Source organism: Planococcus alkaliphilus, from assembly GCF_057031095.1.
Genome location: NZ_CM168060.1, coordinates 1200040 through 1219521, shown reverse-complemented (window position 1 = coordinate 1219521; position 19482 = coordinate 1200040). Strand labels below are relative to the sequence as shown.

The window sequence follows — 19482 nt, the reverse complement described above, 5'->3', positions numbered from 1 at the left end:
ATACTTTGAATATTCACTCATTTAAGCGCTTTGCTTCTAAAATACTGGCTAAAGACGTCCCGCAGGAATTCAGGCATGAAGTATTTCTTAGGCGCCCTTTTTAACGAAGGGAAGAAATAACCAAAAGTGAACATATCCAAAGTAATCAATTTATAAGTTTCTTCCGGATTTGCCGGAATGCCGCCAATGAATAATTGGTGATTCTCCATCGATAAGTTGATGCGGATCATTTTGCCGAACACCGCCCCACGGAAACCCATCCCTTTCAATTCAATAGTCGGCCATTCGGCGTTCAAGGATTGGAGAAAGATTTCTTTCAGTTCGGCGCCTGTCAATTCGATCAGGCAAGGATTGATCGGATGCGGAAGCATCTTATGGAAATCATAGCGCGTCGCTGTTCCAAGCGGCATATTTTCCATAAATAACCCGGCATTGAAAATGGCGCAGTCCGCTCCTGAAAAATCAAGCATCGCTTCCCCGAACAATTCTGCGAGTTTCGAGTCTTTGAACCATTCCGCATCAAGTACTTGCTCATTATAGAAAATCGGATCATTTAATTGTTCTTTTCCTTGTGCGATCAGCAACTCATCAAAATCTTCTTCGACACTTTGAAGCATAGCGGTTTCAATCAATTCCGCTTGTTTCTTGCCGCTTTGAAGATCAACCGTAATGTGTCCGATATAGATGCCGAATTTACCGGCTGCTCCAAGCATCGTATTTCCGATCATTTTGCCATCATGGAAAATATGATGCGTATGGGCTCCGAGCAATACATCGATCTCCGGACACAAGTCCACCAATTGCTCATCTTCTTTAATGCCGAGATGCGACAGACAGATAATGAGATCGGCTTGATCTTTTATGGCCTCAACCGCTTGGACTATGGAATCTTTTGCGTCGGTAACGGACCAGCCCAGTCGCCGGTAAAACGGCGTAAACTCTGCAGTAGCCCCAACCAACGCAATTTTCAAGCCGCTCTTCGCTTCCATTAGTTGAAAGGGTTTTGCCCAATTCGGCCGGCTGCCGTCCAATTCGAACAAATTGGAGACGATGACGTCAAAATCGGCTTGCAGATAAAGCGTGTCAAGCTCTTCCTTAGCCAAGGTGATGCCTTCATTATTGCCGATGGTCACCGCATCGTAGCCTGCATCGTTCAATAATTCGATATTTCCTTTCCCTGAAGTTCCTTCAGTGAAAGGATGCGAGCGGTCAACATGGTCACCAATATCGAGAATGAGGCACATATCCCCCGCTTCTTCGTGCCAACGCTTTCGCTCTTTTAGCAGCGCCCGGATGCGCGGCCAATTTGAAAAATGGCTATGCACATCGTTTGTATGATAAATGTGAAGGGTTTCACCCATGACTTACACCTCTTTAAGAACTAAATATTCCTTCGTAAATAGACCGCAGTCCGAGAACCAATAAAGCAATCCGCAAAATAACGACGAGTGTATCGGAATTCAATTTTTTATTAAATGCGGCCCCTATTTTTGCACCGATATAGGCACTGGGAACAACTGCTAATGTGTAAAGCCAAGGCACATTGCCGAGTGAAATATGGGTGATGGAATTTACAATAGCCGATAAAAACACCATGAACATCGAAGTCCCGACCGCTACATGTGGAGGAAATAGAAAAAGAAGAATCATTGCCGGCACCATGATTGATCCTCCACCGATGCCGAATAAGCCGGATGCAAATCCGACGGAAAATGTCAGAAGAAGCGCAAACCATACCGGATAGCCGTATACGTACTCCTTATTCATCGAATCCCGGAACGTGAAATTGCGGCCATTTTGTACAAACCACCGCACTGCTTTTAAGCGGTCTTTGACCAATAATAACAAAGCCAGAAAAACTAATAAAAACCCAAAATACAATTGAAACGAAGGAAGATCCAGGCCTTTATTGACAAAAGCACCAATGATGGTTCCCGGTACGCTGCCAGCGAAGAAAATCAGCCCGCTCCGGTAATCCACCGTTTTGACTTTCATATAGGAAAGCGTAGAAGACAATCCTGTAAAAATCATCATGATGACAGAAAGCCCGACGATTTGTTGAGGCGGAAGTTCAGGAAAAAAGACGAAAGAAGTGCCAAGAATAAGCATAGCTGGCACTAAGATCACACCGCCGCCGAGTCCGATTAATGCGCCAACGATGCCTGAAAGCAAACCGACAAGCGCAATCAGCAAGAAGACCATTAAAACCCTCCGTCAAATAAATCGAGCTGCTTCGGTGATAAGCCGTTGAATTCCAAGCCGTTCATTTGCTGGAATTGCTTTGCATCACCAGCGGCATGGCCTCCTGAATTGTTGTTGAAAACAACATACACCCGATCTGTTGATTTCTCCAGAAGTTTGGCTGCTTCGCTGATTTCATTTAATTCTTTTTCATTGTAATCGTAAAGATAGCGAACTTCCCGCCATTTTTGGCCATGGCCAGGATTCAGCCAGCCGTGGACGTTGCGCCCATGGAGCCTGATCAGCACTTTATCTTCGCGGGTAGATACAGGTACCAATGGAATTGACCCCTCGCCTGCTTGTGGTTCATCGCAGACTGAATGGATCAGGTTGTTTTCCCTAAAAAATTCAAGCGTCTTCTCGCGAAGCTCAGGTGCATACCAAGATTGATGGCGGAATTCCACCGCCAAGTCAAACTCTTTCAGCCTTCCGGTGATTTCCCGGATCTGCTCGACATTTTCTTTTTGGCAATCGAACCATGGCGGGAATTGCAATAAGACCATGGCCAGTTTCCCAGCCTCTTTTAATGGGCGAATGGATAAGATAAAAGCTTCAAACATTTGGTCGCGGCTTTCAAAAGGGTTCTCTCCCCGCTGATGTCCGGTCATCCCTTGATAGGCTTTGACGACAAATTGGAACCCTTCGGGCGTTTCATCGATCCATTTCCGGATATTCCGTTCAGGTTGGACCGCATAGAAAGAAGAATCCAATTCCACGATTGGAAAATGTGCGCTATAGTCAATCAGCTTTTCTGTTTTTTTAGAACCTGGGCTATAGACATCCGGATGGTCGCCCCATCCAGTCAATCCTACATATATCATGAGTCCGCCTCCAATATTCGTTGTTATTTTATGATAGCATAGAAAAAATAAGACGTCTTTTAAGAGTGCCTTTAGAGGGAAAGCTGCCCTCTTAGTTGAAAGCTTGCCTTATCTCTTTTTTCCCAGTTCCCTAAAAAAATACACCTCCATGGAGAAGAGGAGCCAATCCCTTTGAAAAAACAATGGAACCGCGAAACACTCATTGAGAAATTCGAAGCCAACCGCAATGAACAATTAGCTGTACCGATGGCCGCTTACATGCGGAACCAATTCCCTTTTCTCGGCATCAAAACACCCCTAAGAAACGCGTTATTAAAGCAGCATTTTTTAGAATGCGAATTGCCGCATCCACCACAGCTTTTCAAAGAGGTATGGAAACTCTACAACTTGCCGGAGAGGGAATACCAATATGCCGCTATCGCCTTGCTCGAAAAAACGAAACATCATTTGACGCTTCAAGACCTGCCCAATTTGAGGCAGCTCATTGAAAGCAAGTCCTGGTGGGATAGTGTCGATTCAATCGCTCCGAGGATAGTTGGCCATGTCATTAGTGAGGAACGCCTTAACGGGGCACCTATCATGCTTGAATGGTCCTATGCCGATAATCTATGGACAAATCGCTCTGCCATTTTGCATCAATTAAAATACAAACGGGAAACCGATACCGAATTGTTAACTTCAATTATTCGGCAACATGCAGCTTCTAAAGAGTTTTTCATCCAAAAAGCAATTGGTTGGGCATTGCGGGAATATGCCAAAACGGATGCGGAATGGGTACGGTCTTTTACTGCACATCACTCGCTCATGCCGCTCAGTAGGCGGGAAGCCTTGAAGAATATCGAAAAAAATAATAGAGGCGCTTCTTAATTTCGGTTCTCCGTCAAATGTTGGGGTGAGGTGAAATCTTCCTCACTCTAACCAACGTGAACTCCCATATTCTTATACTTGTGTGTCAGTAGTATTTTGGCGCGGGCGCGTTCGAAATTCTGAAAGCCGAACGCGTTCCGCTTAATCACTTTTGTCAGGTTATTGATGCCTTCCAAGAAACCATTGGAATACTTGAACGAGAAGCTGTTCAAGATTTCCGTCTGCCAGTTTCGGAAGGTGCCCATGGCTTTCTGGAACTCGGGAATGCCCGCTTGTTCCACCAGCCGATAAAATTCCAGCAACGCTTCTTTGGTCTTGAGGATTTCCTCGGGATCTCTTTTTTTGCTTGCCTGAAACCACGTGCAATACGCTTCCTTCAGTTCGTATGCTCGTTTGAGCTCCTCATCCATTTCAAGATACCGCTTCAAGTACCAACGGTCCTTTTCGGTTAACTTCTCACTGTTTTTGTAAAAGACGTAGCGCATCCGTTTGCCTTTTTTGCGGTCATAGTCGTTCCAACTTTTCTGCACGCGTCTGCGGACCGCGTCCAGCGCCCAGTAAATGTACCGGCAGAAGTGGAAGCGATCGGCGATGATCACCGGTTTGCCGAGTGCTTTTTTGACCGCGGCTTTAAAGGAATGGCTCATGTCCATGACGACGATTTCCACCGCAGCTCCGTGCTGTTGGAGATACTGTTTGATCGTCTCTTTTTTCCGGTTGGGCAGGATATCGATCGGTTCTCTCGTTTCGCCATCGGCGATAATCAGTTGGTACTTTCCTTCACGGGTGTCGCCTTTGTATTCGTCGATGGCGATCACACGCGGTAATTTTGCGGTTTCAGTAACTTCCTGGAGCGCCACCAGATCGAAACGCCGAACGATGGTCGAAGCGGAAGCGCCGTATTGTCCGGCCACTTCCTTGAACGTTTTCGCCTTGACGCTGCGCACATGAACCGCTTGGTTCCACTCTTTTGAGAACCGTTGATAGCGATCGATGAATGAATTCTTCTCGGCAAATTTCTTGCCACACGCCCCGCAAGCATAACGTCTTTTCTTGTAAAACAGGTAGGTCAGCCGTTCAAACCATTTCAGGTGCTTAATCTTTTGGATGCGGTAATCGTGGACACGCCGGGTCTTTTCCTGGCAGCGCGGACAGCTTTGGGCCCCCACCTCCAACTCCACATGTAGCGCCACACGGTCCTCCACTTGTTCCATTTTCGTTATTTTCACATCTTCTAATCCGGGAAATTTCATGGTAAAATTCAAGTGCACGCATCTCCTCTTCTTTACTTGTTATTCGACATTTCAAGTATAAAAGAATTTGGAGATTGCGTGTCTTTTTTTGGGCCGAATTGTTTCAACACCCCAACAATTAGTGTAGAACCTTAATTTCCAATAAATATAAAAAGCCCGATGCCATATTGGCACCGGGCTTTTCGTATTGAAAAATTAACCGATCGAGCCTTCCATTTCGAACTTGATTAAACGGTTCATTTCTACCGCATATTCCATCGGAAGTTCTTTCGTGAATGGTTCGATGAAGCCCATAACGATCATTTCTGTCGCTTCTTGCTCAGAAACGCCGCGGCTCATCAAGTAGAACAATTGCTCTTCAGATACTTTCGAAACTTTCGCTTCGTGCTCTAATGAAACATTGTCGTTCAAGATTTCATTGTAAGGAATCGTATCAGAAGTTGACTGGTTATCCATGATCAACGTATCACATTCAATGTTTGAACGTGCGCCATCCGCCTTACGTCCGAAACGGACAATTCCTCGGTACGATACTTTACCGCCTTGTTTCGAAATGGATTTCGAAACAATCGATGATGAAGTATTCGGAGCCAAGTGAATCATTTTAGCTCCAGCATCCTGGTGCTGACCTTTCCCTGCAATTGCAATCGAAAGCGTCATTCCGCGAGCGCCTTCGCCGCGCAGGTAAACTGCTGGGTATTTCATTGTCAATTTAGAACCGATGTTGCCATCAATCCATTCCATTGTTCCGTTCGCATCAACGAATGCGCGTTTCGTTACAAGGTTATAGACGTTGTTTGCCCAGTTCTGGATCGTTGTATAACGGCAATATGCATCTTTTTTCACGATAATCTCAACTACTGCTGAGTGAAGTGAGTTGGTTGTATAAACCGGTGCTGTACAGCCCTCTACATAGTGAACGCTTGCGCCTTCATCAACAATGATCAGCGTACGTTCAAATTGCCCCATGTTTTCCGAGTTGATGCGGAAATAAGCTTGTAGCGGAGATTCCACTTTGATGCCTTTTGGTACATAGATGAAAGATCCACCAGACCATACAGCTGTGTTCAACGCAGCAAATTTATTGTCAGCAGCCGGAATAACCGTCTGCCAGTATTCTCTGAACAAGTCTTCGTTTTCACGAAGCGCAGCATCTGTGTCTTTAAAGACGATGCCCATGTCCTCAAGTTCCACTTTCATGTTGTGGTAAACAACTTCTGATTCGTACTGTGCAGAAACACCCGCAAGGTATTTTTGTTCTGCTTCAGGAATCCCAAGTTTGTCGAATGTCGCTTTGATTTCTTCTGGAACTTCGTCCCAAGAAGTTTGGCTCGCTTCAGATGGTTTTACGTAATACGTAATTTCATCGAAGTTCAACGAACCTAAATCTCCGCCCCATTGCGGCATCGGCATTGAATAGAATAATTTCAATGCTTTTAAGCGTGATTCCAGCATCCATTCAGGTTCACTTTTGATATTCGAAATTTCACGAACGATATCTTCAGTCAATCCACGTTTAGAGCGGAAAACTGACACGTCTTTATCGTGGAACCCATATTTATAATCACCGATTTCCGGCATTTTTTTAGCCATCATCGTTCCTCCGTTCTTTGTTACGATTTGTCTTCGTTTTGCACGCCTTTTTCCATAGCTTTCCAAGCGAGTGTTGCACATTTGATCCGCGCTGGGAATTGTGAAACGCCTTGCAAGGCTTCTATATCACCAAGGTCAATAGAATCATCATAATCTTTTCCGAGCATCATGTCTGAAAAGATGCTTGAAAGTTTCATCGCCGTATCGACATCTTTCCCTTTGACAGCTTGCGTCATCATTGAAGCTGATGCCATTGAAATCGAGCATCCTTCTCCATCGAATTTCGCATCTTTAACGATGCCATCTTCAACTTGCAAAGTCAAATGAATACGGTCGCCGCAAGTCGGGTTATTCATGTCGATTTTCACGTTTTCATTTTCAAGCGTGCCTTTATTGCGCGGCGTTTTATAATGGTCCATGATTACGCGTCGGTATAATTGATCTAAATTATTAGTAGACATCGTTGAAATACTCCTTTGCCGAACGCAATCCTTCTACTAAACGGTCGACATCCGACTCGCTATTATATAGGTAGAAGCTTGCGCGTGCTGTAGCTGATACCTCCAGCCATTTCATAAGAGGCTGAGCACAATGGTGTCCGGCACGAACAGCAATGCCGTTCATATCAAGGACGGTTGCCACATCATGAGGATGAACATCATCCAAGTTGAACGTCACAATGCCCGCACGTTTCGCAGGGTCCTTCGGTCCGTAAATTGAAAGGCCTTCGATCCCGCTCATTTTGTCCATTGCATAGGCAGCCATTTGATGTTCATGTTTTTCAATTTCGTTCAATCCGATTTCGTTCAGGAAGTCGATAGCTGCACCGAGTGCAACCGCTCCAGCGATAATCGGAGTTCCGCCTTCAAATTTCCAAGGCAGTTCTTTCCATGTGGAGTCGTATAATCCAACGAAATCAATCATTTCTCCGCCAAATTCGACAGGTTCCATGTCATTCAATAAAGCTTTTTTGCCATATAAAACGCCGATGCCTGTCGGACCACACATCTTATGTCCGGAAAAAGCGAAGAAATCACAATCCAGCTGCTGTACATCAATTTTCAGATGGGGTGCAGCTTGTGCTCCGTCCACTACCATAATTGCTCCATTTTCATGGGCAATCTCAGCAACTTCCTTCACAGGATTCATCGTTCCAAGAACATTGGATACATAAACCATTGAAACGATTTTCGTACGTTCAGTTACTGCGGCACGAACTTGCTCCAATGAAATGGTTCCATCTTCTTCAAGCTCGACGTATTTCAAGATGGCTCCGCGTTCTTTTGCCAATTGCTGCCATGGAATGATATTGGAATGGTGTTCCATGTAAGTAATGACGATTTCATCGCCTTCTTCAACGTTGGCTCTGCCGTAGCTTTGGGCTACTAAATTAATTGCCGTTGTCGTTCCGCGAAGGAAAACAATTTCTTCTGTTGAACCCGCATTGATGAAATTCCGGACTTTTTCACGAGCGCCTTCATACTTTTCCGTAGCCCGGTTCCCGAGGGTATGTACCCCTCGGTGGACATTGGAGTTATCGAATTCATAATAAGACTTTAATGCTTCGATCACTTGAACCGGTTTTTGGGAAGTAGCAGCGCTATCCAGATAAACAAGCGGATGGCCATTTATTTCCTGATTTAATATTGGGAAATAGCTTTTTATCTCTTGGTTAATCATTAGCGGACTTTCCTTTCGATAACCTCCGTCAATTGCTTTTTAACGCCTTCGATTGGCAGCACATTTACGACTGGTGCCAAGAAACCGTGAATAACAAGACGTTCAGCTTCTTGTTTTGTAATCCCGCGGCTCATTAAGTAATACAATTGAAGAGGATCAACGCGGCCGACAGATGCTGCGTGGCCTGCTGTTACATCGTCTTCATCGATCAGAAGAATTGGGTTCGCATCTCCACGGGCTTGAGGGCTTAGCATCAAGACGCGCGATTCTTGCTCCGCATTGGCTTTTGTTGCACCATGCTCGATTTTACCGATGCCATTAAAGATAGATGAAGCAGAATCTTTCATGACGCCATGCTTCAAGATTTGTCCATCCGAGTTTTTGCCCCAATGAATCACTTGAGTTGTAAAGTTCTGTTTTTGCGTTCCGCGTCCGACAACCACCATTTTTGTATCGCCGATCGAATTATCGCCGATCAAGTGGGTTGTGTTTTCAGAAATCGTGTCGCTATCGTTCATCATGCCGATCGCCCACTCAATGCGTGCATCGCGTTTTGCGATCCCGCGGCGGTTCACGTAAGTTGTGAAGCCTTCTGCCAAAACGTCTACAGCCCCGTAAGTGATGCTTGCGTTGTCTTCAGCGATAACTTCAGAAACAATATTCGCCAATCCATTCGAATGCGGAATCGTCGAGAAATAGTTTTCGACATAAGTTACTTTACTGCTTGTATCAGCTACGACCAATACGTGATTGAAAAGAGATGCCTGCTCGTCATCGTGGATGAAAACCACTTGTACCGGCTCTTCAATTTCAACATTTTTCGGAACGTATAGGAATACGCCGCCATTTAAAAGAGCTGCATGCAGAGAAGTCAATTTATGCTCTTCAGCACGAACCGCTTCTTTCATGAAGTATTTCCCGACAAGATCGCTATGTTCGCGGATTGCCGTAAAAATATCCGTCAAAATAACGCCTTTTGCTTTCAAGTCTTCTGAAAGAGCCGAATAAGCCGGAGTGTTATTGTGCTGGATATAAATATTTTTTTGTTTTAAGTCTACAACGGATTTCACTTCTTCCGGCAATTCTTCTAAAGAGCTGTAAGTTGAGCTCTCAACAGCGTGAACCGGGAATTCAGTGAAATTCCATTTATCGATTTTGGTTTTATCCGGTTTTGGCAGCGGCAACGCTTCTGCGGCTGCTAGCGCCTGGATGCGCAAGTTTGTAAACTCTTCTGGTTCTCTTTTAGAAGCCGAGAAGGAGCGCACGTCCTGCTCGGTCATTTTGATATTCGTTTCAACCGTCACGTTAGTCTCCCCTTCCAATTATGCTTCCTGTCCTACAGTCTCGTCTTCGATTCCAAGTTCAGCTTTAATCCAGTCGTAGCCTTCTGCTTCCAATTTTTGAGAAAGTTCTTCTCCGCCTGATTTCACGACACGTCCCTGCATCATCACATGGACATGGTCCGGAGTGATGTAGTTCAGCAAACGCTGATAGTGAGTGATAATCAAGCAGCCGAAGTCTTCGCCTCTCATTTGGTTAACCCCTTCAGACACGACTTTCAATGCATCGATATCCAAACCGGAGTCGATTTCATCAAGAACAGCGATTTTCGGTTTGATCATCATCATTTGAAGAATCTCGTTGCGTTTCTTTTCACCGCCGGAGAAACCTTCGTTCAAGTAGCGTTGAGCCATATCCTGGTCCATATCAAGAACTTCCATTTTTTTATCCAATTCACGGATGAATTTCATCAAAGAAATTTCATCCCCTTCTTCGCGGCGGGCATTCATAGATGAACGCATAAAATCTGCATTCGTAACGCCTGAAATTTCACTTGGGTACTGCATTCCAAGGAAAAGGCCAGCGCGAGCGCGTTCATCGACTTCCATCTCAAGAACGTCTTCGCCGTCTAGCGTAATGCTTCCCTGCGTTACTTCATATTTTGGATGGCCCATAATTGCTGAAGCCAATGTAGATTTTCCAGTTCCGTTAGGTCCCATGATTGCGTGGATCTCACCTGTATTAATTGTTAAGTTCACACCTTTTAAAATCTCTTTGTCTTCGATTTTAACGTGTAAATCTGTAATGACCAAAGTTGACATGTAAATACCTCCATAAAGTGAATTTTGAATGGAAACCATTCTTAATTAGTATCATTCTAATCTTAACCGAAATTCACTTGAGTAGCAAATCTTTAAACCGAAACCGAAATTGCATAAAAAACAATTTACAACACTGATTTTATAAAGGTTTTTAACGAATACTCCTGTACGAGCTCCATTGGTTTTATTTTCAATACCGCATAACTAAATGAGAATACATATCAATAAAAAAACCAGCGCTCAATCGCGCTGGCTCTGGTTTTCTATTAGTCACGGTGTACTAGACGCTCTAAACGAGCAGCCACTTGCTGGCCTTGCTGATAATCTCGTTCTCTCCGTTGTTCCACTTTTACAATCTTGTCAGTGTCGTTTTGATATTCGTCGATACCAAATCCGTGTACATCTCTAAACGCCTGTTCCATCTTTTCGGTATGTTCAATTCCGTGTGAATCGATAATGAACCATTCCTCTCTGATTTTGTTTCACTCTTATTATACCCATTGCTTTCCAGTAAAAACCCATTTAAACGAAGTTTCCTGAAATTAGCCCCATTGTCGGATAAAAAATACGTAAAACAAAAGACCCAGCCAAAGCTGGGTCTTCAAAGTTATTATTGAGATACTTCATTAAGAAGGCTTGAAGGAATTAGCCCTTGCTCTTCTAATAAAGCGTTAAGTTTTTCATCAGCTTCCATGAATTTTGCGTTAGCCGCTTCAAAAGAAGGCGCTTCTTTAGTCAATTCTTCCGCTTTCATATCATATGCTTCTTTAATTGATGCAAATGATGTTTCAATGTCTGCTTGCTGCTCTTCTAGTTCAGCTGGAATTTCGATTCCTTCCACAGCTTTCGCCGCTTCTTCTGCTGAAGTTTTCGCTGCATCTTTCATTGTTTGAAGATCTGCACCTTCTGGAAGTGTTTCTTCCGCTTGAGCTGTTTCGTAAGCATTCAAGTCCGCATCAACAGCGTTGATCGTTTTTGAAATGGAAAGATAGAATTTCATCATATCCTGTTTTACATCTGTATTTTGTTGAGCTGTTTCTTCTGTTTCTTTATCAGTTGAAGCTTTTTCATCTGATGCTGTATCATCGCTGCACGCCCCTAAAAATAAAGCAGCTGAGAATCCGATTGCAAGTAATTTCTTCATGTTGTTTCCCCCTTAGTATAATAATCCTTCCATATAATAGCATACGCGATATGAAGGAGTATATAGTTGGGGGAATAGCCGGAATAGATCGAATTACGCATGTATTCTAAACTTTTTTGCCATTGTCAAAACGGTCTACGATAATCGCTAAAGCGCCGTCGCCCGTTACATTCGTTGCAGTTCCAAAACTATCCTGCGCCATATACAGCGCAATCATCAATGCAATCATTGTTGGATCGAAACCAAGCATCACTTCAAGCAAACCGAGCGCGGCCATAACAGCTCCCCCAGGTACGCCGGGAGCAGCAATCATGGTAACGCCAAGCATAAAGATGAATGGCAAGAAATCAGAGAACGAGGGATCTTGCCCCGTGATAAATAGAACGCCGATTGCACAAGAAACAAGCGTGATCGTGCTCCCAGACAAATGGATTGTTGCAAATAAGGGCACAGCGAAATCAACTACCCGTTCATTTGCACCAGTCTTTCGTGCTTGCTTCACTGTAACCGGAATCGTTGCTGCAGAAGACTGTGTGCCAAGTGCCGTAAAATAGGCAGGAAGCATAGTTTTCAATAGGAACAAAGGGTTTTTCTTAGTTAATGCACCAGCTGCTGAATACTGAACTGACAGCATCACCCAGTGCAGAATGACAATCATAACGAATACGACAGCAAAGAGCGAAAGAATCTTCGCTACCGCTCCCCCGTATGCCATATTCGCAAAGATGCCGAAGATGTGGAATGGCAGCAATGGAATAATGACATAAGAAATGACTTTTTCAATAATCGATTGAAATTCTTCAAAAAACGAAAGCATCGTTTTGCTGCCCGTCGAAGCCATTCCGATTCCAAGCAAGAATGCCAAAATCAAAGCAGTCATGACGCCGAATACCGGTTCCATTGGCATATCAATGAAAGAAGTGGCCAAGGATTTTGCAGGATCGTCAATGCCATTCATCGAACCTTTATCCATAAAGTTCGGCAAAATGGCAGTTGCCGCAAAGAAGGCCAAAATTCCTGCCACAATAGTCGAAGCATAGGCAAAACCCGTCGCAAGGCCCAGCAGTTTCCCAGATCCTTTCCCGAGCTTAGCAATTCCAGGTGCGATAAAACCAAGAATAATTAACGGCACGACAAAGTTAAGAAAATTTCCGAACACCGTAGTGAATGTCGCAAAAATGCGCGCCATCCATTCAGGCGCAAAAGAGCCGATTAGAACGCCTAATGCAATTGCCAGAATAATCCGGGGCAATAAGCCGAATTTGAACTTCATGCGATTGTCCTCCCTAGATGAACAAATGTATATTTTATTATTTAAAAATAGCACAGGAAGCAAATAATTGTAACCCATTAGTGTATTCTCGTAATATTTTCATTATTCCACAAACAAGTTTCAATTGATTTAACATCTAAATTTTATGCAATAAAAAAAGAAGGTCCAATTTTACTTGGACCTTCTCTTTATCGTTGATCAGTCGACCGGTACGACTGCCCCGCCCCACTCTTCAAGGATGAAATCTTGGATTTCTTCTGATTTCAATGCTTCAACAAGCGCTTGGACGTTTTCACTGTCTTCATCGCCAGCTCTTACGGCAATTACGTTTACGTAAGGCGACTCAGAGCTTTCAAGTGCAATGGAATCTTCTAACGGATTCAAGCCTGCATCGATTGCATAGTTTGAGTTGATCAATAAAGCGTCGCCTTCCCCTGATTCATATAGCTGAACCATCAAAGCAGCTTCATAGTTTGCATCAAATTCAAGATTTTTCGGGTTTTCCACAACATCGCTCACTTCGGCAACCGTCTTGTCAATGCCTTCCGCTAAAGTGATTAAACCTTCCGCTTCAAGAAGTGAAAGAATTCGTCCGTGGTCAGCAACCGAGTTGCTCATTAAAATCGTCGCGCCGTCCGGCAATTCATCTAATGAAGCATATTTTTGAGAATAAACGCCGATCGGCTCGATGTGGATGCCGCCTGCATTTTCAAAATCATAACCGAATTCTTCGATTTGAGATTCCAGGTACGGAATATGCTGGAAATAGTTCGCATCGATTTCTTCTGAATCCAAATCCTGGTTCGGCAAGATATAATCTTGATAAGTTTCAATTTCCAATTCAATGCCTTGCTCTTCAAGAAGCGGTTTGGCTTTTTCTAAAATCTCCGCGTGCGGCACGTTAGACGCTCCGACTTTTAATGTGCTTGACTCTTCTTCGCTTGACCCGCCGTTGTCGCTCCCGCACCCAGCCAGTGCCAATACGGATAATAATGTTCCTGCTACAAGTTTCTTCATGTGTGTGATCTCCCTTTTTTCTATAATGTTTTTCTATTAACGCTTATCTGAGCGAGTGGTCATCCAGTCGCCGATAAATTGAATCGCAAATACAATGACCAATATTAAAATCGTCGCCATTAACGTGACGTCTTCGCGGCTTCGCTGGAATCCATCAAGAAAAGCCAAAGTTCCCAGTCCGCCTGCACCAATAATTCCAGCCATTGCCGTATACCCGACAAGGGCAATGGCTGTTACCGTAATTCCTGATAGCAACGCCGGCTTAGACTCCGGCAAAAGCACTTTGCGGATAATCGTCCAAGTGGTCGCTCCCATTGAACGTGCAGCTTCGATAACGCCTTTATCAATTTCTTTTAACGCGATCAACACCATCCGCGCATAAAACGGCGCTGCCCCGATGATCAAGGCAGGCAGAGCTGCGTTCGGCCCACGGATTGTACCGATCAGGAATTTCGTGAACGGGATCAATAAGATGATTAAGATGATAAAAGGAATAGAGCGGAAAATATTGACGAAAGCTCCAGTCAACCAATTGACGATGCTATTTGCCCATAATTGTTTAGGCGCTGTCAAAAATAATACAATTCCGAGAACCAGCCCAATGACAAAAGTGAAAAACGTAGACATCGCTGTCATGTAGAGCGTTTCAAGTGTCGCTTCCCACATGTTCTCCCAATCAACGTTCGGGAATAAGGACTCAATCATTTGACATCACCTCCGTTTGAACGCTTTCTGCATTCAAATAAGTGAGCGCCTCACTGATTTCCTGGGCAGAACCTTTCATCTGTAAGATTAAGGTTCCATAGGCTCCGCGTTGCGTATGCGCGATATTCCCTTGCACAATATTGACATCCACTGGATACTTGCGGATCAGCTGTGTCAAAATCGGCTGTTCGGTTTGGTCGCCTACAAAGACCAATTTCACCAATTCCCCAGTCGGATATAGCTTCCGCAAATTCTTGATCGTTTCCTGGGAATCTTCCGTGTCGGTTACTTGAGCTACAAAACGCTTCGTGATTTCTTCTTTCGGAGATTGGAAGACGTTCAGCACATCGCCAAGCTCTACTACGCGTCCGCCTTCCATGACGGCAACCCGGTGGCAGATTTTCCGGATGACGTGCATCTCATGGGTAATCAACACAATCGTTAGCCCGAGCCGTTTATTGATATCGACCAGCAATTCAAGAATCGAGTCTGTCGTCTGCGGATCAAGTGCCGATGTCGCTTCATCGCAAAGCAGCACTTCCGGTTCGTTTGCCAATGCCCGTGCGATGCCAACCCGCTGTTTCTGGCCGCCTGATAGCTGTGAAGGATATGCATTTTCTCTTCCTTTTAAGCCAACCAATTCGACCAGTTCCAATACGCGCGCATCTCGCTTGCTTTTAGGCACACCGGCAATTTCAAGCGGAAATTCGATATTCTCCTTGACGGTACGCGACCATAGCAAGTTAAAATGCTGGAAAATCATACTGACTTTCTGCCGTGCTTTGCGAAGATCATTGCCTTTTATTGCCGTAATGTTTTGGCCATTGATGACAACCGATCCATCGGACGGTTTTTCCAAACCGTTCAATAACCGGATCAAGGTACTTTTTCCGGCGCCGCTATAGCCGATAATGCCGAAAATTTCACCGGCTCCAATGGACAAGTCCACATGATCAACGGCGGTAAGAGAACCTTTTCCTGTATCGAAGACCTTCGATAATTTTTTCAATACAATCATTATTTACAACTCCTACCCCAAAATAAAAAACCCTTCTGCGCAGAATTGAGCAGAAGGGTGAACGTGTAATGACACGATAACCGTTCTCTCATCTTCCAAAGTCAGACTTTGTGTGATTTGGCACCATTTCATTTTCATGACGGTTGCCGGGCTTCATAGGGCACTTCCCTCCACCACTCTTAATAAGAGTTACGATATTTAATTAGTATTCAGAAATTCAATTTACCATGCAGGGATTTATTCGTCAACAGTTTTTAACTTTTCATACAAAAAAGGCACTGAATGAAAAGCATAGATCTTTTCTTTCAACTGGCCGTTCTCTGTAATCAGCAGGCATGGCACGCTTTCGACTTGATACAAAGAAGCAATTTCCTGTACATAATTTAAATTCGCTTTGCCCAAGCGGACATTCGGGACCAGTTCTTTGACGACATCCATCATCTTAGAAGCAACCTGGCAGGTGCCGCACATGGGCGTATATAAATAATAAGCGGCTGATTCATGCGTATTTTTTTCTTTCAGCCACTCTTTATGTGTCCATTCATTCATCTTGTTCATCCCTCAGTTACTAGCTTATTGACTTGAACATTCGCTGAGATCAGCACATCAAGCAAAATCCGGATCGGCGTCGCTGCCACTTCCTTATAGCTTCGATTGATATAGAAATGCCGCGCTTCAGGGAATTCCCTTTTGACCAATTTCCGCAGCTGCTCACCGGATTTATCCGCATCCACCAAAATGATGATATCCAGATCCTCATAAGGCAGCAGCAACTCTTCAAGCCTTGACGCACTTACTGTACCATTTGTGCAAAGAATCGTCACGGGTTCTGCAATGAGCGGTGCAATTCTGGTTTTATCACTGCGCCCTTCTACCACGATCACCTTTTCCATAAGACTACACCTCACTGGAAATAGATAGCTGCCTCAACTAGTTAAAGCCTTATAAGCAAGAGTTAATACTCTTATTATAAAACGATTGCTCGATTTGTTCTAGAATCCTGCTTATAGTGGAAAATCTGGAGATGAAAAAAGCGCCCAAAAAGGCGCTTTGATTTTACTCGTTTGTCATTTCTTTGTATTGGTCTGCAGTCATCAATTCGCCAATTTCAGCTTCGTTCGGGGATTCGATTACCACCATCCATGCTTGTTCGTATGGAGACTCGTTCACATGTTCAGGGTTGTCCTCGAGTTCAGCATTCACTTCGATTACACGGCCGCTGATTGGTGCATATAGCTCTGATACCGTCTTAACTGATTCAACGCTGCCAAATGGCTCGTCTTTTTTAATTTCGTCGCCGACTTGCGGAAGCTCAACAAAAACGATATCGCCAAGTTCAGCTTGTGCAAAATGCGTAATGCCAATGCGGGCAGTGCCGCCTTCTACTTTTACCCATTCATGTTCTTTTGAATAACGAAGTTCTTGTGGTGTACTCATCGAAATCCCTCCAGATATGTAATTAACTCAATTTCAGTTTGACATAAACCCCATTGAAATACAAGATTTCAAATGCTTTATAGCCAAGCATTTTGATAATCCGCTTCTTTGAATCCGAGCGTTGTTTTCTGCCCGTCAAAAGCGAGCGGACGTTTGATCAACATGCCGTCAGATGCAAGCAGTTCCAGCTGTTCATCTTCGGACATTGAAGACAGTTTATCTTTCAATCCAAGCGAACGGTAGATCATGCCGCTTGTATTGAAGAATTTCTTCAATTCCATGCCGCTGCTTTCATAAATCTTTCTTAGTTCTTCTTTTGATGGCGGATTTTCAGCGATGTGGATCTCGTTGAATTCCACTTCATTCTGCTCCAGCCATTTCTTGGCTTTGCGGCACGTCGTACATTTCGGATAAGCGTAATAAGTAATCATGCAGAAACCTCCTTTTCCACAAGCTTACCAAAATAAAGGCTGCTGGTCGACGTAAAAAAAGCGCGGCTCGGAAGCCGCGCTTTTCAAAATCACACTACGTATTTTTCAACTTCGATCAATTTAACCGCTGCTTGGCGTTTTTTCTCGATTACATTGTAAGGAGTTGAACGCGTCAGTTTGCGGAGCGCTGACAGCATCATGCGCTGGTTGTCTCCGTCAATCGCAGCCAATAATGTTTCTTTTGCGTCTTTTTCAATTTTATCAAATGCTTCTTGGCAATAGATTTGTGTGTAAAGCAATTTTTGCTGGGCTTTTTCTTCGCCTGAAGCAGCAATCGCTTTTTCTGTACGAAGCACTACAGATTCCATCGCGAAGACATTGCTCACGATGTCAGCGATATTGACAAGCACTTCCTGCTCGCTTTCAAGTTTCGTGCCGTAAGTTTGTGCTGCAAGACCCGCTGCAAGCAAAGCGATTTTCTTCGCATTTTTCACCAAGTATTTTTCTTGAGCCAAAGCTTCAGTGCCGATTTCTTCCGGCATCATCATCAATAGTTCTTCCTGTAATTGCTGTGCATGCTGAAGCAATGGAAGTTCGCCTTTGACCGCTTTACGGATCAATGTTCCCGGTACAAGCAAGCGGTTGATTTCGTTTGTTCCTTCGAAAATACGGTTGATGCGTGAATCGCGGTAGATGCGCTCAATTTCGTATTCCTGCATGAAGCCGTATCCGCCATGCAATTGCACGCCTTCATCGACGATGTAATCCAATGTCTCTGTACCGAAGAATTTATTCATCGAGCATTCTACTGCAAATTCGGCAATTGCATTTGCAACCAATTTCCCGTCCGCATGCTCTTCATCCGTGAATCCGCTCATGCGGTCTTCGAACAATCCAACTGTGCGGTAAACGGAACTTTCCACCGCATACAGATGAGAAGCCATTGTTGCCAATTTTTCACGCGTTAAGTTGAATGAAGAAATCGGCGTTTTGAATTGTTGGCGCTGGTTTGTGTAAGGAATCGTTAATTCCATTGCACGTTTTGAAGCTCCGATCGTGCCGACTCCCAATTTGTAGCGGCCGATGTTCAAGATGTTGAAAGCGATGATGTGTCCGCGTCCTGCCTCGCCCAGCAAGTTTTCAACCGGCACTTCTGCGTCTTCTAAGATCAATGTACGAGTGGAAGAAGATTTAATCCCCATTTTCTTTTCTTCCGGTCCAACCGATACGCCTTGGAATTCGCGCTCTACGATGAATGCAGAGAATTTATCTCCGTCAATTTTCGCATAAACCACGAATACATCGGCAAACCCTGCGTTTGTGATCCATTGCTTCTCGCCGTTCAAGACGAAATGCGTGCCTGCTTCGTTAAGTTTTGCTACCGTTTTTGCACCTAAAGCGTCGGATCCTGAGCTCGGCTCAGTCAAGGCATAAGCTGCGATCATTTCACCCGTCGCAAGGCGCGGCAAGTATTTCTGTTTTTGTTCTTCGTTGCCGAAAAGAACGATCGGCAATGAGCCGATCCCTACGTGGGCACCGTGAGTGATCGAGAATCCGCCGGCTTTCGACATTTTCTCTGCGATCAATGCAGATGCGATTTTATCGAGGCCCAGTCCACCGTATTGTTCCGGAACATCGGCTCCAAGCAACCCAAGGTCGCCTGCTGATTTCAATAAACGCACCGAATGCTCAAATTCGTGGTTTTCCAATTTTTCGACCACTGGCATGACTTCGTTGCTCACATAATCCTCAGTCGTTTTCGCGATCATTTTATGCTCTTCTGTAAAATCTTCCGGTGTGAATACCCGTGATAAATCTGCATCTTCGATTAAAAAACTGCCGCCTTTAATTAAAGTTTTTGACTCTGCCATTTTTTATTCCTCCTAAGTTTTAGTTATCT

The 19482-nt window shown here is 44.3% G+C and carries 21 protein-coding genes and 1 riboswitch; of the genes, 1 reads left to right on the top strand and 20 read right to left on the bottom strand.

Going from position 1 to position 19482, the window contains the following annotated elements; translation table 11 throughout:
• Nucleotides 1-17: 17 nt before the first annotated feature.
• Genes AC2EXB_RS06275 through AC2EXB_RS06265 form a run of 3 tightly spaced genes read right to left on the bottom strand, consistent with a single transcriptional unit; the run spans nucleotide 18 to nucleotide 3062 of the window.
• A complete protein-coding gene (locus AC2EXB_RS06275; protein WP_483604132.1) occupies nucleotides 18-1361 on the bottom strand; it encodes a bifunctional metallophosphatase/5'-nucleotidase in 1344 nt (447 codons plus the stop codon).
• Nucleotides 1362-1374: 13 nt separating this feature from the next.
• A complete protein-coding gene (locus tag AC2EXB_RS06270) occupies nucleotides 1375-2202 on the bottom strand; it encodes a sulfite exporter TauE/SafE family protein (protein ID WP_483604131.1) in 828 nt (275 codons plus the stop codon).
• Nucleotides 2202-3062: a DUF72 domain-containing protein gene (locus AC2EXB_RS06265; RefSeq protein ID WP_483604130.1), complete on the bottom strand. Its 861-nt coding sequence runs from the start codon at nucleotides 3060-3062 to the stop codon at nucleotides 2202-2204. Before AC2EXB_RS06265 ends, AC2EXB_RS06270 begins: the two co-directional genes overlap by 1 nt.
• A 171-nt stretch (nucleotides 3063-3233) precedes the next feature.
• On the opposite strand from AC2EXB_RS06265, the gene AC2EXB_RS06260 reads away from it, so the two are divergent.
• Nucleotides 3234-3929, top strand: a complete 696-nt coding sequence (locus AC2EXB_RS06260) for a DNA alkylation repair protein (protein ID WP_483604129.1) — start codon at nucleotides 3234-3236, stop codon at nucleotides 3927-3929.
• Between the two features lie 47 nt (nucleotides 3930-3976).
• Here the strand turns inward: AC2EXB_RS06260 and AC2EXB_RS06255 are convergent, their stop codons facing one another.
• The 17 genes from AC2EXB_RS06255 to AC2EXB_RS06175 all read right to left on the bottom strand — a co-directional run bounded on the left by AC2EXB_RS06255 (nucleotide 3977) and on the right by AC2EXB_RS06175 (nucleotide 19453).
• Nucleotides 3977-5200, bottom strand: coding sequence for an ISL3 family transposase (locus AC2EXB_RS06255; protein WP_483601885.1), 1224 nt, complete (start codon nucleotides 5198-5200; stop codon nucleotides 3977-3979).
• Nucleotides 5201-5377: 177 nt separating this feature from the next.
• On the bottom strand, nucleotides 5378-6775 hold the full coding sequence (gene sufB, locus AC2EXB_RS06250; protein ID WP_483604128.1) for a Fe-S cluster assembly protein SufB: 1398 nt from the start codon (nucleotides 6773-6775) through the stop codon (nucleotides 5378-5380).
• A 20-nt stretch (nucleotides 6776-6795) separates the two neighbouring features.
• Nucleotides 6796-7236 carry a Fe-S cluster assembly sulfur transfer protein SufU gene (sufU, locus tag AC2EXB_RS06245; RefSeq protein ID WP_052652178.1) on the bottom strand — a complete coding sequence of 147 codons (441 nt, stop codon included), beginning with the start codon at nucleotides 7234-7236 and terminating at the stop codon, nucleotides 6796-6798.
• Complete coding sequence (locus AC2EXB_RS06240) at nucleotides 7226-8455, bottom strand: cysteine desulfurase (RefSeq protein WP_483604127.1); 1230 nt, start codon at nucleotides 8453-8455, stop codon at nucleotides 7226-7228. Before AC2EXB_RS06240 ends, sufU begins: the two co-directional genes overlap by 11 nt.
• Nucleotides 8455-9759, bottom strand: a complete 1305-nt coding sequence (gene sufD, locus AC2EXB_RS06235) for a Fe-S cluster assembly protein SufD (protein WP_235198773.1) — start codon at nucleotides 9757-9759, stop codon at nucleotides 8455-8457. Before sufD ends, AC2EXB_RS06240 begins: the two co-directional genes overlap by 1 nt.
• Before the next feature lie 18 nt (nucleotides 9760-9777).
• Nucleotides 9778-10557 carry a Fe-S cluster assembly ATPase SufC gene (gene sufC, locus AC2EXB_RS06230; protein WP_235198772.1) on the bottom strand — a complete coding sequence of 260 codons (780 nt, stop codon included), beginning with the start codon at nucleotides 10555-10557 and terminating at the stop codon, nucleotides 9778-9780.
• 266 nt (nucleotides 10558-10823) lie between these two features.
• A complete protein-coding gene (locus tag AC2EXB_RS06225) occupies nucleotides 10824-10979 on the bottom strand; it encodes a YuzK family famiily protein (RefSeq protein WP_483604126.1) in 156 nt (51 codons plus the stop codon).
• 188 nt (nucleotides 10980-11167) lie between these two features.
• A complete protein-coding gene (locus AC2EXB_RS06220; RefSeq protein WP_235198771.1) occupies nucleotides 11168-11701 on the bottom strand; it encodes a hypothetical protein in 534 nt (177 codons plus the stop codon).
• A gap of 106 nt (nucleotides 11702-11807) precedes the next feature.
• On the bottom strand, nucleotides 11808-12974 hold the full coding sequence (locus tag AC2EXB_RS06215) for a dicarboxylate/amino acid:cation symporter (protein ID WP_483604125.1): 1167 nt from the start codon (nucleotides 12972-12974) through the stop codon (nucleotides 11808-11810).
• 198 nt (nucleotides 12975-13172) lie between these two features.
• Complete coding sequence (locus tag AC2EXB_RS06210; RefSeq protein WP_483604124.1) at nucleotides 13173-13991, bottom strand: MetQ/NlpA family ABC transporter substrate-binding protein; 819 nt, start codon at nucleotides 13989-13991, stop codon at nucleotides 13173-13175.
• Between the two features lie 36 nt (nucleotides 13992-14027).
• Nucleotides 14028-14696 (bottom strand): methionine ABC transporter permease, encoded by a 669-nt coding sequence (locus tag AC2EXB_RS06205; protein ID WP_235198768.1) that lies wholly within the window; start codon nucleotides 14694-14696, stop codon nucleotides 14028-14030.
• Nucleotides 14689-15714: a methionine ABC transporter ATP-binding protein gene (locus tag AC2EXB_RS06200; RefSeq protein ID WP_483604123.1), complete on the bottom strand. Its 1026-nt coding sequence runs from the start codon at nucleotides 15712-15714 to the stop codon at nucleotides 14689-14691. Before AC2EXB_RS06200 ends, AC2EXB_RS06205 begins: the two co-directional genes overlap by 8 nt.
• A gap of 85 nt (nucleotides 15715-15799) precedes the next feature.
• Nucleotides 15800-15903, bottom strand: a riboswitch (SAM riboswitch).
• 48 nt (nucleotides 15904-15951) lie between these two features.
• The gene (locus AC2EXB_RS06195) at nucleotides 15952-16263 is read right to left on the bottom strand and encodes a thioredoxin family protein (protein ID WP_251479731.1); all 312 of its coding nucleotides are present in this window, start codon (nucleotides 16261-16263) and stop codon (nucleotides 15952-15954) included.
• Nucleotides 16264-16268: 5 nt separating this feature from the next.
• A complete protein-coding gene (locus AC2EXB_RS06190; RefSeq protein ID WP_052652187.1) occupies nucleotides 16269-16607 on the bottom strand; it encodes a ribonuclease M5 in 339 nt (112 codons plus the stop codon).
• A 163-nt stretch (nucleotides 16608-16770) separates the two neighbouring features.
• Complete coding sequence (gcvH, locus tag AC2EXB_RS06185) at nucleotides 16771-17151, bottom strand: glycine cleavage system protein GcvH (RefSeq protein WP_235198765.1); 381 nt, start codon at nucleotides 17149-17151, stop codon at nucleotides 16771-16773.
• A 77-nt stretch (nucleotides 17152-17228) separates the two neighbouring features.
• Complete coding sequence (locus tag AC2EXB_RS06180) at nucleotides 17229-17582, bottom strand: arsenate reductase family protein (RefSeq protein ID WP_251479734.1); 354 nt, start codon at nucleotides 17580-17582, stop codon at nucleotides 17229-17231.
• A gap of 89 nt (nucleotides 17583-17671) precedes the next feature.
• The gene (locus tag AC2EXB_RS06175; protein WP_483604122.1) at nucleotides 17672-19453 is read right to left on the bottom strand and encodes an acyl-CoA dehydrogenase family protein; all 1782 of its coding nucleotides are present in this window, start codon (nucleotides 19451-19453) and stop codon (nucleotides 17672-17674) included.
• Between the last annotated feature and the right edge of the window lie 29 nt (nucleotides 19454-19482).